The organism is Pseudomonas sp. LBUM1679, from assembly GCF_059695565.1.
On record NZ_CP166774.1, the window covers coordinates 6,460,561 to 6,473,434 of the forward strand.

Sequence of the window (12,874 nt, forward strand, 5' to 3'; positions counted from 1 at the left end):
GCAGATAGGGGTTTCGGAATTTAATCTTGACGATGACCTACTCTCACATGGGGAAACCCCACACTACCATCGGCGATGCATCGTTTCACTGCTGAGTTCGGGATGGGATCAGGTGGTTCCAATGCTCTATGGTCGTCAAGAAATTCGGGTACCGAGTCGCGGCCTGATGGCCTCGCTTCAGCAAAGTGGGTATGTGATAGTTTTCGGTGTTTTGCGAGATCGAACTTTCGGTTCGTTTCGTCTTCACACACCGCAATCTGGTGCCTTTTCAGGCTCACAAATTGCTTGGGTGTTATATGGTCAAGCCTCACGGGCAATTAGTATTGGTTAGCTCAACGCCTCACAGCGCTTACACACCCAACCTATCAACGTCGTAGTCTTCGACGGCCCTTCAGGGGACTCAAGGTCCCAGTGAGATCTCATCTTGAGGCTAGTTTCCCGCTTAGATGCTTTCAGCGGTTATCTATTCCGAACATAGCTACCCGGCAATGCCACTGGCGTGACAACCGGAACACCAGAGGTTCGTCCACTCCGGTCCTCTCGTACTAGGAGCAGCCCCTCTCAAATCTCAAACGTCCACGGCAGATAGGGACCGAACTGTCTCACGACGTTCTAAACCCAGCTCGCGTACCACTTTAAATGGCGAACAGCCATACCCTTGGGACCGGCTTCAGCCCCAGGATGTGATGAGCCGACATCGAGGTGCCAAACACCGCCGTCGATATGAACTCTTGGGCGGTATCAGCCTGTTATCCCCGGAGTACCTTTTATCCGTTGAGCGATGGCCCTTCCATACAGAACCACCGGATCACTAAGACCTACTTTCGTACCTGCTCGACGTGTCTGTCTCGCAGTCAAGCGCGCTTTTGCCTTTATACTCTACGACCGATTTCCGACCGGTCTGAGCGCACCTTCGTACTCCTCCGTTACTCTTTAGGAGGAGACCGCCCCAGTCAAACTACCCACCATACACTGTCCTCGATCCGGATAACGGACCTGAGTTAGAACCTCAAAGTTGCCAGGGTGGTATTTCAAGGTTGGCTCCACGCGAACTGGCGTCCACGCTTCAAAGCCTCCCACCTATCCTACACAAGCAAATTCAAAGTCCAGTGCAAAGCTATAGTAAAGGTTCACGGGGTCTTTCCGTCTAGCCGCGGATACACTGCATCTTCACAGCGATTTCAATTTCACTGAGTCTCGGGTGGAGACAGCGCCGCCATCGTTACGCCATTCGTGCAGGTCGGAACTTACCCGACAAGGAATTTCGCTACCTTAGGACCGTTATAGTTACGGCCGCCGTTTACCGGGGCTTCGATCAAGAGCTTCGCGTTAGCTAACCCCATCAATTAACCTTCCGGCACCGGGCAGGCGTCACACCCTATACGTCCACTTTCGTGTTTGCAGAGTGCTGTGTTTTTAATAAACAGTCGCAGCGGCCTGGTATCTTCGACCGGCATGGGCTTACGCAGTAAATGCTTCACCCTCACCGGCGCACCTTCTCCCGAAGTTACGGTGCCATTTTGCCTAGTTCCTTCACCCGAGTTCTCTCAAGCGCCTTGGTATTCTCTACCCAACCACCTGTGTCGGTTTGGGGTACGGTTCCTGGTTACCTGAAGCTTAGAAGCTTTTCTTGGAAGCATGGCATCAACCACTTCGTGTTCTAAAAGAACACTCGTCATCAGCTCTCGGCCTTAGAATCCCGGATTTACCTAAGATTCCAGCCTACCACCTTAAACTTGGACAACCAACGCCAAGCTGGCCTAGCCTTCTCCGTCCCTCCATCGCAATAACCAGAAGTACAGGAATATTAACCTGTTTTCCATCGACTACGCTTTTCAGCCTCGCCTTAGGGACCGACTAACCCTGCGTCGATTAACGTTGCGCAGGAAACCTTGGTCTTTCGGCGTGGGTGTTTTTCACACCCATTGTCGTTACTCATGTCAGCATTCGCACTTCTGATACCTCCAGCAAGCTTCTCAACTCACCTTCACAGGCTTACAGAACGCTCCTCTACCGCATCACCTAAGTGATACCCGTAGCTTCGGTGTATGGTTTGAGCCCCGTTACATCTTCCGCGCAGGCCGACTCGACTAGTGAGCTATTACGCTTTCTTTAAAGGGTGGCTGCTTCTAAGCCAACCTCCTAGCTGTCTAAGCCTTCCCACATCGTTTCCCACTTAACCATAACTTTGGGACCTTAGCTGACGGTCTGGGTTGTTTCCCTTTTCACGACGGACGTTAGCACCCGCCGTGTGTCTCCCATGCTCGGCACTTGTAGGTATTCGGAGTTTGCATCGGTTTGGTAAGTCGGGATGACCCCCTAGCCGAAACAGTGCTCTACCCCCTACAGTGATACATGAGGCGCTACCTAAATAGCTTTCGAGGAGAACCAGCTATCTCCGAGCTTGATTAGCCTTTCACTCCGATCCACAGGTCATCCGCTAACTTTTCAACGGTAGTCGGTTCGGTCCTCCAGTTAGTGTTACCCAACCTTCAACCTGCCCATGGATAGATCGCCCGGTTTCGGGTCTATTCCCAGCGACTAGACGCCCTATTAAGACTCGCTTTCGCTACGCCTCCCCTATTCGGTTAAGCTCGCCACTGAAAATAAGTCGCTGACCCATTATACAAAAGGTACGCAGTCACCCAACAAAGTGGGCTCCCACTGCTTGTACGCATACGGTTTCAGGATCTATTTCACTCCCCTCTCCGGGGTTCTTTTCGCCTTTCCCTCACGGTACTAGTTCACTATCGGTCAGTCAGTAGTATTTAGCCTTGGAGGATGGTCCCCCCATATTCAGACAAAGTTTCTCGTGCTCCGTCCTACTCGATTTCATGACTAAGAGATTTTCGCGTACAGGGCTATCACCCACTATGGCCGTACTTTCCAGAACGTTCCGCTAATCTCAAAGCCACTTAAGGGCTAGTCCCCGTTCGCTCGCCACTACTAAGGGAATCTCGGTTGATTTCTTTTCCTCAGGGTACTTAGATGTTTCAGTTCCCCTGGTTCGCTTCTTAAGCCTATGTATTCAGCTTAAGATACCTAACTTATGTTAGGTGGGTTCCCCCATTCAGACATCTCCGGATCAAAGTCTGTTTGCCGACTCCCCGAAGCTTTTCGCAGGCTACCACGTCTTTCATCGCCTCTGACTGCCAAGGCATCCACCGTATGCGCTTCTTCACTTGACCATATAACCCCAAGCAATCTGGTTATACTGTGAAGACGACATTCGCCGAAAATTCGATAATACTCAATTAAGAGCAACTCACAAATTTTACCTTAGCCTGATCCAACACCAGTGAAAGTGTTGTCCAGTCTATCTTTCTATCACATACCCAAATTTTTAAAGAACGATCTAATCAAAGACTAGAAATCAACATTTAGCCTTCATACGAAGGAAATGCTCATTTCTAAGCTTTCAACAAACAGAAGCAGTAGTGGTGGAGCCAAACGGGATCGAACCGTTGACCTCCTGCGTGCAAGGCAGGCGCTCTCCCAGCTGAGCTATGGCCCCGTATTTCTACAGGCGTTTCCCACACAAGCAAAATTGGTGGGTCTGGGCAGATTCGAACTGCCGACCTCACCCTTATCAGGGGTGCGCTCTAACCAACTGAGCTACAGACCCAATTTCGAGCTACTCAGGCCGACCTCACCCTGCTCTTTACCACAAAGCATGGGGTGCGCTCTAACCAACTAAGCTACAACCTGATTACGGGCTGCTTCTAAATCGTCTTCTTCAATGAATCAAGCAATTCGTGTGGGAACTTATGGAGCAGCTGATGTCGTCGATTAAGGAGGTGATCCAGCCGCAGGTTCCCCTACGGCTACCTTGTTACGACTTCACCCCAGTCATGAATCACACCGTGGTAACCGTCCTCCCGAAGGTTAGACTAGCTACTTCTGGTGCAACCCACTCCCATGGTGTGACGGGCGGTGTGTACAAGGCCCGGGAACGTATTCACCGCGACATTCTGATTCGCGATTACTAGCGATTCCGACTTCACGCAGTCGAGTTGCAGACTGCGATCCGGACTACGATCGGTTTTCTGGGATTAGCTCCACCTCGCGGCTTGGCAACCCTCTGTACCGACCATTGTAGCACGTGTGTAGCCCAGGCCGTAAGGGCCATGATGACTTGACGTCATCCCCACCTTCCTCCGGTTTGTCACCGGCAGTCTCCTTAGAGTGCCCACCATTACGTGCTGGTAACTAAGGACAAGGGTTGCGCTCGTTACGGGACTTAACCCAACATCTCACGACACGAGCTGACGACAGCCATGCAGCACCTGTCTCAATGTTCCCGAAGGCACCAATCCATCTCTGGAAAGTTCATTGGATGTCAAGGCCTGGTAAGGTTCTTCGCGTTGCTTCGAATTAAACCACATGCTCCACCGCTTGTGCGGGCCCCCGTCAATTCATTTGAGTTTTAACCTTGCGGCCGTACTCCCCAGGCGGTCAACTTAATGCGTTAGCTGCGCCACTAAGAGCTCAAGGCTCCCAACGGCTAGTTGACATCGTTTACGGCGTGGACTACCAGGGTATCTAATCCTGTTTGCTCCCCACGCTTTCGCACCTCAGTGTCAGTATCAGTCCAGGTGGTCGCCTTCGCCACTGGTGTTCCTTCCTATATCTACGCATTTCACCGCTACACAGGAAATTCCACCACCCTCTACCATACTCTAGCTTGTCAGTTTTGAATGCAGTTCCCAGGTTGAGCCCGGGGATTTCACATCCAACTTAACAAACCACCTACGCGCGCTTTACGCCCAGTAATTCCGATTAACGCTTGCACCCTCTGTATTACCGCGGCTGCTGGCACAGAGTTAGCCGGTGCTTATTCTGTCGGTAACGTCAAGACAGCAACGTATTAGGTAACTGCCCTTCCTCCCAACTTAAAGTGCTTTACAATCCGAAGACCTTCTTCACACACGCGGCATGGCTGGATCAGGCTTTCGCCCATTGTCCAATATTCCCCACTGCTGCCTCCCGTAGGAGTCTGGACCGTGTCTCAGTTCCAGTGTGACTGATCATCCTCTCAGACCAGTTACGGATCGTCGCCTTGGTGAGCCATTACCTCACCAACTAGCTAATCCGACCTAGGCTCATCTGATAGCGCAAGGCCCGAAGGTCCCCTGCTTTCTCCCGTAGGACGTATGCGGTATTAGCGTCCGTTTCCGAGCGTTATCCCCCACTACCAGGCAGATTCCTAGGCATTACTCACCCGTCCGCCGCTCTCAAGAGAAGCAAGCTTCTCTCTACCGCTCGACTTGCATGTGTTAGGCCTGCCGCCAGCGTTCAATCTGAGCCATGATCAAACTCTTCAGTTCAAACATCTTTGGGTTTTTAAGAAACCCTAAACTTGGCTCAGCAATCGTTGGTTACATCTTTGATTTCTCGCGGAGTAACTTGTGATGCTGATAATCTTGTTGACTATCAGTCTGACTCCACAAGCACCCACACGAATTGCTTGATTCAGTTGTTAAAGAGCGGTTGGCTAAGAACTTTCGTCTCAACCGAGGCGCGCATTCTACGCTTTCCTCTGCTGCTGTCAAGCGGTTATTTTCAGAAGTTTTCAAAGTTTCCTTTGCAACTTCAACCACTTGCGCTTCCGATCTCTCGTCAGCGGGAGGCGAATTCTACAGCGTTACTCGCTGCTGTCAACACCTCTTTTTCTCCGCTTTCGACCGAGAAGATCGAACCGTTGATAAGCCGACAACACACTGCCTGACCAACTCCTTCTGGGCCTCGATGAACTGAAGCAACTCGCTGCCGAAAACTGCGTAACTCTTTGTTTACCAAGGAGTTTTCCGTTTCGACTGCGCCGGAAGTGGGGCGAATTATAGACTTCCAGAATCTGCCGTCAACACCTAATTTAACAATTCTGTCATATAAGGCAAAAAACCCCGAAAACACGAAGGCCGGCCCCCCTTCAAGAGAGGGTGCCGGCCTTTTTCCCTTCTACTTACAAGCTAGGAAATGCGAATTGCGACGCCTCATGGCTCGCCCGTTGCGGCCAGCGCTGGGTAATGGCCTTGCGACGCGTGTAGAAACGCACGCCATCCGGACCATACGCATGCAAGTCGCCAAACAGCGAACGCTTCCAGCCACCAAAGCTGTGATAAGCCACTGGCACCGGCAACGGCACGTTGACGCCAACCATACCGACTTCGATCTCATCGCAGAACAGCCGCGCCGCTTCCCCATCACGGGTAAAGATGCAGGTGCCGTTGCCATACTCGTGATCGTTGATCAGTTGCATGGCCTCTTCCAGGCTGTTGACGCGCACAACGCACAGCACCGGCCCAAAGATCTCTTCTTTATAGATGCGCATTTCTGGCGTGACGTTGTCGAACAGGCAGCCACCCAGGAAGAAGCCTTCCTCATGACCGGCCACGCTCAGACCACGACCATCGACGACCAGCGAGGCACCCGCCGAAACGCCGTCTTCTATATAGCCACTGACTTTGTCACGAGCCTGACCGGAAACCAGCGGCCCCATGTCCAGACCACAGGTCGTACCGGCACCGATTTTCAGCGCCTTGATCTGCGGCGTCAGTTTGGCCACCAACGCATCCGCCACCTGGTCACCGACGCACACCGCCACCGAGATCGCCATGCAACGCTCACCGCAGGAACCGTAAGCTGCGCCCATCAGTGCGCTGACGGCGTTATCCAGATCCGCATCCGGCATCAGCACCGCGTGGTTCTTCGCCCCGCCCAGCGCCTGGACGCGTTTACCGCGCTTGGTGCCTTCGGCATAAATGTATTCGGCAATCGGCGTCGAACCCACGAAGCTCAGCGCTTTGACTTCCGGCGCTTCGATCAGCGCATCCACCGCCACCTTGTCGCCGTGCACTACGCTCAAAACGCCTTTAGGCAAACCGGCTTCCAGCAATAGCTGAGCGATCAGCAGCGTCGAGCTTGGATCACGCTCGGACGGTTTCAGGATGAAGCAATTGCCACAGACAATCGCCAGCGGATACATCCACAGCGGCACCATGGCCGGAAAGTTGAACGGCGTAATACCGGCGACCACGCCCAACGGCTGGAAGTCCGACCAGGCATCGATGTTCGGGCCGACGTTGCGGCTGTATTCACCCTTGAGGATTTCCGGCGCAGCGCAAGCGAACTCGACGTTCTCGATGCCCCGCTTCAGTTCACCGGCAGCATCCTCGAGTGTCTTGCCGTGTTCTTCGCTGATCAGTTGCGCGATACGCGCTTCGTTCTGCTCCAGCAGTTGCTTGAAGCGGAACATCACCTGAGCACGTTTGGCCGGTGGCGTATTACGCCAGGCCGGAAACGCAGCCTTGGCCGAATCAATGGCCTTCTGGATGGTTTCGCGGCTGGCCAATGGAAGCTTATGGATGGCCTGGCCGGTCGACGGGTTGAACACGTCGGCGGTACGACCATCTTCGGTGACCAGTTCGCCGTTGATCAAATGCGGGATAAGGCTCATGCAGGGCTCCAGAAAAGTTGTCCACAGGCGCCCGCTTCGGGACGCCTGCTATTTGAATGTCTTTTGCAGGAGCCTGGCTTGCAGCGATGGCGGTCTCAAGGACGCCATCGCCGGCAAGCCAGGCTCCTACAGGGGCTATGCGGGATCAGTCGATTTTGTTCAGCACTTCACCGACCGCGTCGAACAGACGATCAAGGTCTTGCGGCTTGCTGTTGAAGGTTGGGCCGAACTGCAGGGTGTCGCCGCCGAAGCGCACGTAGAACCCGGCTTTCCATAGCGCCATGCCGGCTTCGAACGGACGCACGATGGCGTCGCCGTCACGCGGTGCGATCTGGATCGCGCCGGCCAGGCCGTAGTTACGAATGTCGATAATGTTCTTCGAACCCTTCAGCCCGTGCAGCGCATTTTCGAAATGCGGTGCGACTTCGGCCACGCTCTGCACCAGGTTTTCCTTTTGCAGCAGGTCAAGTGCTGCCAGACCCGCGGCGCAAGCCACCGGGTGGGCGGAATAGGTATAGCCGTGGGGGAATTCCACCGCGTACTCAGGCGTCGCCTGGTTCATGAAGGTCTGGTAGATCTCGGAGCTGGCAATCACCGCACCCATCGGGATCGCGCCGTTGGTGACTTGCTTGGCGATGCACATCAGGTCCGGGGTCACGCCGAAGCTGTCAGCGCCGAACATCGAACCGGTCCGGCCGAAACCGGTGATCACTTCGTCGAACACCAACAGGATGCTGTGTTGATCACAGATCTCGCGCAGACGCTTGAGGTAACCCTGTGGCGGAACCAGTACCCCGGCAGAACCGGCCATGGGTTCTACGAACACTGCCGCGATGTTCGAAGCGTCGTGCAACTCGATCAGCTTGAGCAGTTCATCGGCCAGGGCGATACCGCCCTCTGTCGGCATGCCACGGGAATAGGCATTGCTCGCCAGCAAGGTGTGCGGCAGGTGATCGACGTCCATCATCGCCTGACCGAACATTTTGCGGTTGCCGTTCACGCCGCCGAGGCTGGTGCCGGCGATGTTCACACCGTGGTAACCACGGGCACGGCCGATCATTTTGGTCTTGGTCGACTGACCTTTCAGGCGCCAGTAGGCGCGGACCATTTTCACTGCGGTGTCGGCGCACTCGGAACCCGAATCGGTGAAGAACACGTGATTCAGGTTGCCCGGGGTCAGGTCGGTGATTTTCTCGGCCAGCTGGAACGACAGCGGATGCCCGTACTGGAAGCCTGGCGAATAATCGAGGGTGCCCAACTGCTTGGCGACCGCTTCCTGGATTTCCTTGCGAGTGTGCCCGGCGCCGCAGGTCCACAGACCGGACAGCGAATCGTAGACCCTACGGCCCTTGTCATCGATCAGCCAGCTGCCCTCGGCACCGACGATCAAGCGCGGATCGCGCTGGAAATTGCGGTTGGCGGTGTAAGGCATCCAGTGAGCATCGAGCTTCAGCTGGCTGGCCAGGGAAGACGGGGCGTTTTCGGGCAAGTTCATGAGCAAAACCTCGCAGGGCAATAAGCGGCATAGAGATCAAAAGCGTTCTTGCAGCTAAATTGCCACGGGGGTAAAGTCGGTGAAATCCAACTTTTCTAACGTTCAGTCAGCCTTCCACTAAACTTTGAGTCATTAGAGCATGAGCAGCCGTCGCCCCGATCCGTTGGCACAAGTCAGCGACTTTGATATCCGCCTGCTGCGGATTTTTCGCAGTGTGGTGGAATGCGGCGGTTTCTCCGCGGCGGAATCGGTACTGGGGATCGGCCGTTCGGCCATCAGCCAGCAGATGAGCGACCTGGAGCAGCGCCTCGGCCTGCGGCTGTGCCAACGCGGTCGTGCCGGGTTTTCCCTGACCGAAGAAGGTCGCGAGGTTTACCAGTCGGCGTTGCAACTGTTAAGTGCCCTGGAAAGTTTCCGCACCGAAGTCAACGGTCTGCACCAACACCTGCGCGGCGAGTTGACCATCGGCCTGACCGACAACCTGGTCACCCTCCCCCACATGCGCATCACCCACGCCCTGGCGCAACTGAAAGAACGGGGCCCGGATGTGCAGATTCAGATCCGCATGATTGCGCCCAACGAAGTCGAACAAGGCGTACTCGACGGTCGCTTGCATGTCGGCGTGGTGCCGCAGGCCAGTGCGCTGTCGGGCCTGGAATATCAGCCGCTCTACAGCGAACGTTCGCTGCTGTATTGCGCGGTCGGTCATCCGCTGTTTTATGTCGACGACAAACAACTGGACGACGAGCGCCTCAACAGCCAGGACGCCATCGCGCCGACCTTCCGTTTACCGGCCGAGATCCAGGCCCATTACCAGGCGCTCAATTGCACCGCCAGCGCGTCCGACCGTGAAGGCATGGCCTTCCTGATCCTGACCGGACGTTACATCGGATACTTGCCGGACCACTACGCCAGCCTCTGGGTACAGCAAGGTCGCTTGCGTGCACTGAAACCGACAGCGCGTTTCTATGACCTGAGCCTGGCGTCGGTCACACGCAAGGGCCGCCGCCCGCATCTGGTGCTGGAAAGTTTCCTCGAAAGCCTGGCCGCGACGCGCTGAAAGCGATGGAAACCTGTAGGAGCGAAGCTTGCTCGCGAAAGCGGTATGTCAGCTGTATTTGATATCGACTGACACGCCGCCTTCGCGAGCAAGCTTCGCTCCTACAGGGTTGTGGTGTTCAGTTTTATCGCATCAGGACTTGTCTGATCCCCATGGGTACGCTATCAACGCACTGGTTGCGCCCACCCACCTGTTCGGAAGTGCCTATGACCTTTGAAGTCCCAGCCCACGGTGGCAAACCCGCCAGCCGCATTCGCCAGAAGAATGAAGAGACCATCATCAAAGCGGCCGAAGACGAGTTTGCCCGTCACGGGTTCAAAGGCACGAGCATGAACACCATCGCCCTGAATGCCGGACTGCCCAAAGCGAACCTGCATTACTACTTCACCAACAAACTCGGTTTGTACGTGGCGGTGCTGAGCAATATCATCGAACTGTGGGACAGCACCTTCAACACCCTGACGGCCCAGGACGATCCGGCTGAAGCGCTGACCCGGTATATCCGCGCCAAGATGGAGTTCTCGCGACGTCAACCTCAAGCCTCGCGGATCTTCGCGATGGAAGTCATCAGCGGTGGCGAATGCCTGACCGAATATTTCAACCAGGACTACCGCGCCTGGTTCCAGGGTCGGGCGGCGGTGTTCCAGGCGTGGATCGACGCGGGCAAGATGGACCCGGTCGACCCGGTCAACCTGATCTTCCTGTTGTGGGGCAGCACCCAGCATTATGCTGACTTCGCCACGCAGATCTGTCGTGTCAGCGGACGCAGCAAACTGACCCGGCAGGACATGGAAGACGCCGGCAATAACCTGATCCGAATCATCCTCAAGGGCTGCGGCCTGACCCCCACTGTCTAAGACACTTATGCCTTTTACCCTCAGCGACTTCTGTGAATACCGCGAAGAGATTCGCAAAAGCCGCTTCATCACCTTTGCCGCACCCATCGGCAGCCCGGCTGACGCCCAGGCGTTCATCGAGCAGCACAGCGATTTGAATGCCACGCACAACTGTTGGGCGTGGAAGCTCGGCGATCAATACCGCAGCACCGACGATGGCGAACCTGGCGGCACCGCCGGGCGGCCGATTCTGGCGGCGATCGAAGCCCAGGATTGCGATCAGGTCGCAGTGCTGGTGATCCGTTGGTACGGCGGTATCCAACTCGGCACCGGTGGCCTCGCCCGGGCGTACGGCGGCGGTGCCAACAAGTGCCTGCAAGCGGCGCCGAAAATCGAGTTGATCAGTCGGGTGCCGGTGAGTTGTGCCTGTGCGTTTGCCGAGTTGGCATTGGTAAAACTTCGGGTAGCCGAGGCAGGGGGTTTGATTGTGGAGGAAACCTTCACGGCCAATGGTGTCGAGTTGCGACTGGCCGTTGGCGCGGCCCGGATCGACACCCTGCAATCGCAGCTGGCTGACCTGAGTCGCGGACGCATTTTGTTGCAGCACTAATCGCACCAACAACGTTCACTGCCCGTTCGTCACAGCGATGTACTTGCCCACAACTGCTGTGCACCCGGCTGTGGATAACCTGAGCACATCCGCCTGTAACCCTTCTGTCATGCGGCTTTGCGGCCGTTGTACACTTTTCGTCCAATGTGCCATCAAAATAACTAAATCCACGTAAAAACAAACAGTTAGCTCGGTTTATCACCTTTATGATAAAGCCACCGCTTGCTTATGCCCGAGCCTGGCGCTTGCGCACAAATACTGTGGAGCAATCTGTGGATAACCCGTTCATGACTGTCGCCGCCCCACATCCGGCATGGGCTGGTTGCGGCTGCTCGTTTTTTGACCAGAGCCGCTGAGCAAAACCGGAGCCTGATCAAGGGTTTTGCTCTTAAGTAGTGCCTGATCAGGGATCGACATAGTGCAAGGTGCCTCTCTCAACGCCTTGGTCTGCGCGGGCATTACCGCAGATTTTGAGGGCCCCATCGCGGGCAAGCCCGCTCCCACAGGTTTATTTGTCGTTCATAAATCTGTGTTCGCCGGAGATCCTTGTGGGAGCGGGCTTGCCCGCGATGACGCCCGAACCGGCAACACTTGAGCAACGCCCCACGCCAATTCGAAGAACAGGAAAATCACCAACAACGAAGTGGCGCCATGGAGCACGGCATAGAGCTGCCAGGTGGCGAACAGGAATCGCCCCACCGCGTCATACCGCCCATACACCTGTTGCGGATCGCGAATCCGCAGCACCGCCCATACGCACACAATCGAGCCCAACAGATTCGCCATCAGCATGTGCATCGGCGCGAACGGCGGCAGCGCTCCAGGCAGATCCAACGCCTGACTCAAACCCGACAACACCCCATGCAACGCCGCGAAACTCCAGGGCGTGACAAACGCCGCCGTGACGATCAGGTCGTACCACGCACTGCCGCGTACCAGTTGACGATATTGCGTTGAAGTCCACATCGGCATTGCTCCATAAATACAGGGAGCAACAAGGCTAAAGCCTGGAGTATGCTCCAGGGTCAAGCCCCTCGAGACGTCCTGATGCGCATCGGTGAATTAGCCCAGGCCAGCGCTGTCAGCCGCGACACGCTGCGCTTCTACGAGCAGCGCGGATTGATCGCGGCGCAACGCAGCGCCAACGGGTATCGCGACTACCCGGCGGACATGGTGCAACTGGTGCTGTACATCAAGACCGCTCAACGGCTGGGCTTTACCCTGGGTGAAATCGGCAACAGCGTCGCCGCCTTGTGGCAGTCGCCCGATCCGGACCGCGCCGTCACGCAACTGCTGCAAGACAAGCTCAAGCTGATCGAAACCCGCATGGCCGAACTCGACGCGTTGCGCCATGAGTTGCAGCAACGCATCGGGCAGCATTGTCCTTTGAATCCGTGATCTTCATTTATCAAGGAAA

At 55.6% G+C, this 12,874-nt stretch carries 7 protein-coding genes, 2 tRNA genes and 3 rRNA genes; 4 read left to right on the forward strand and 8 right to left on the reverse strand.

The annotated features are described in order from the left end of the window. Nucleotides 1-24 precede the first annotated feature (24 nt). The 7 genes from rrf to aptA all read right to left on the reverse strand — a co-directional run bounded on the left by rrf (nucleotide 25) and on the right by aptA (nucleotide 8,951). Nucleotides 25-140 (reverse strand): 5S ribosomal RNA (rrf, locus tag ACA062_RS29545). Nucleotides 141-296: 156 nt separating this feature from the next. Next, nucleotides 297-3,188, reverse strand: a 23S ribosomal RNA gene (locus ACA062_RS29550). A gap of 250 nt (nucleotides 3,189-3,438) precedes the next feature. Further along, nucleotides 3,439-3,514, reverse strand: a tRNA-Ala gene (locus tag ACA062_RS29555). 34 nt (nucleotides 3,515-3,548) lie between these two features. Continuing rightward, nucleotides 3,549-3,625: transfer RNA gene (locus tag ACA062_RS29560), tRNA-Ile, on the reverse strand. 165 nt (nucleotides 3,626-3,790) lie between these two features. Then, a 16S ribosomal RNA gene (locus ACA062_RS29565) occupies nucleotides 3,791-5,327 on the reverse strand. Together the 16S, 23S and 5S rRNA genes with 2 tRNA genes alongside form the textbook arrangement of a ribosomal RNA operon. Before the next feature lie 635 nt (nucleotides 5,328-5,962). Beyond that, entirely contained in the window at nucleotides 5,963-7,456 is a 1,494-nt protein-coding gene (locus ACA062_RS29570) for a CoA-acylating methylmalonate-semialdehyde dehydrogenase (protein WP_497454175.1), read from the reverse strand. Nucleotides 7,457-7,601: 145 nt separating this feature from the next. After that, a complete protein-coding gene (aptA, locus tag ACA062_RS29575) occupies nucleotides 7,602-8,951 on the reverse strand; it encodes an omega-aminotransferase AptA (protein WP_497454176.1) in 1,350 nt (449 codons plus the stop codon). Nucleotides 8,952-9,090: 139 nt separating this feature from the next. Here aptA and ACA062_RS29580 point away from each other — a divergent pair, with 139 nt between their 5' ends. The 3 genes from ACA062_RS29580 (at nucleotide 9,091) to ACA062_RS29590 (ending at nucleotide 11,457) form a co-directional block, all read left to right on the forward strand. Beyond that, nucleotides 9,091-10,011, forward strand: coding sequence for a LysR family transcriptional regulator (locus tag ACA062_RS29580; protein WP_064679855.1), 921 nt, complete (start codon nucleotides 9,091-9,093; stop codon nucleotides 10,009-10,011). Nucleotides 10,012-10,217: 206 nt separating this feature from the next. Beyond that, nucleotides 10,218-10,868 (forward strand): TetR/AcrR family transcriptional regulator, encoded by a 651-nt coding sequence (locus ACA062_RS29585; protein WP_497454177.1) that lies wholly within the window; start codon nucleotides 10,218-10,220, stop codon nucleotides 10,866-10,868. 7 nt (nucleotides 10,869-10,875) lie between these two features. Next, nucleotides 10,876-11,457: an IMPACT family protein gene (locus tag ACA062_RS29590; protein ID WP_497454178.1), complete on the forward strand. Its 582-nt coding sequence runs from the start codon at nucleotides 10,876-10,878 to the stop codon at nucleotides 11,455-11,457. Nucleotides 11,458-11,976: 519 nt separating this feature from the next. On the opposite strand, the gene ACA062_RS29595 is transcribed toward ACA062_RS29590, so the two are convergent. Next, the gene (locus ACA062_RS29595) at nucleotides 11,977-12,423 is read right to left on the reverse strand and encodes a hypothetical protein (RefSeq protein ID WP_497454179.1); all 447 of its coding nucleotides are present in this window, start codon (nucleotides 12,421-12,423) and stop codon (nucleotides 11,977-11,979) included. 81 nt (nucleotides 12,424-12,504) lie between these two features. Here ACA062_RS29595 and ACA062_RS29600 point away from each other — a divergent pair, with 81 nt between their 5' ends. Continuing rightward, nucleotides 12,505-12,855 (forward strand): MerR family transcriptional regulator, encoded by a 351-nt coding sequence (locus ACA062_RS29600; protein ID WP_497454180.1) that lies wholly within the window; start codon nucleotides 12,505-12,507, stop codon nucleotides 12,853-12,855. Nucleotides 12,856-12,874 lie beyond the last annotated feature (19 nt).

Coding starts and splice junctions, on each gene's coding strand:
- ACA062_RS29570 (WP_497454175.1), bottom strand. CDS start 7,456: ATGAGCCTTATCCCGCATTTGATCAACGGCGAACTGGTCACCGAAGAT.
- aptA (WP_497454176.1), bottom strand. CDS start 8,951: ATGAACTTGCCCGAAAACGCCCCGTCTTCCCTGGCCAGCCAGCTGAAG.
- ACA062_RS29580 (WP_064679855.1), top strand. CDS start 9,091: ATGAGCAGCCGTCGCCCCGATCCGTTGGCACAAGTCAGCGACTTTGAT.
- ACA062_RS29585 (WP_497454177.1), top strand. CDS start 10,218: ATGACCTTTGAAGTCCCAGCCCACGGTGGCAAACCCGCCAGCCGCATT.
- ACA062_RS29590 (WP_497454178.1), top strand. CDS start 10,876: ATGCCTTTTACCCTCAGCGACTTCTGTGAATACCGCGAAGAGATTCGC.
- ACA062_RS29595 (WP_497454179.1), bottom strand. CDS start 12,423: ATGTGGACTTCAACGCAATATCGTCAACTGGTACGCGGCAGTGCGTGG.
- ACA062_RS29600 (WP_497454180.1), top strand. CDS start 12,505: ATGCGCATCGGTGAATTAGCCCAGGCCAGCGCTGTCAGCCGCGACACG.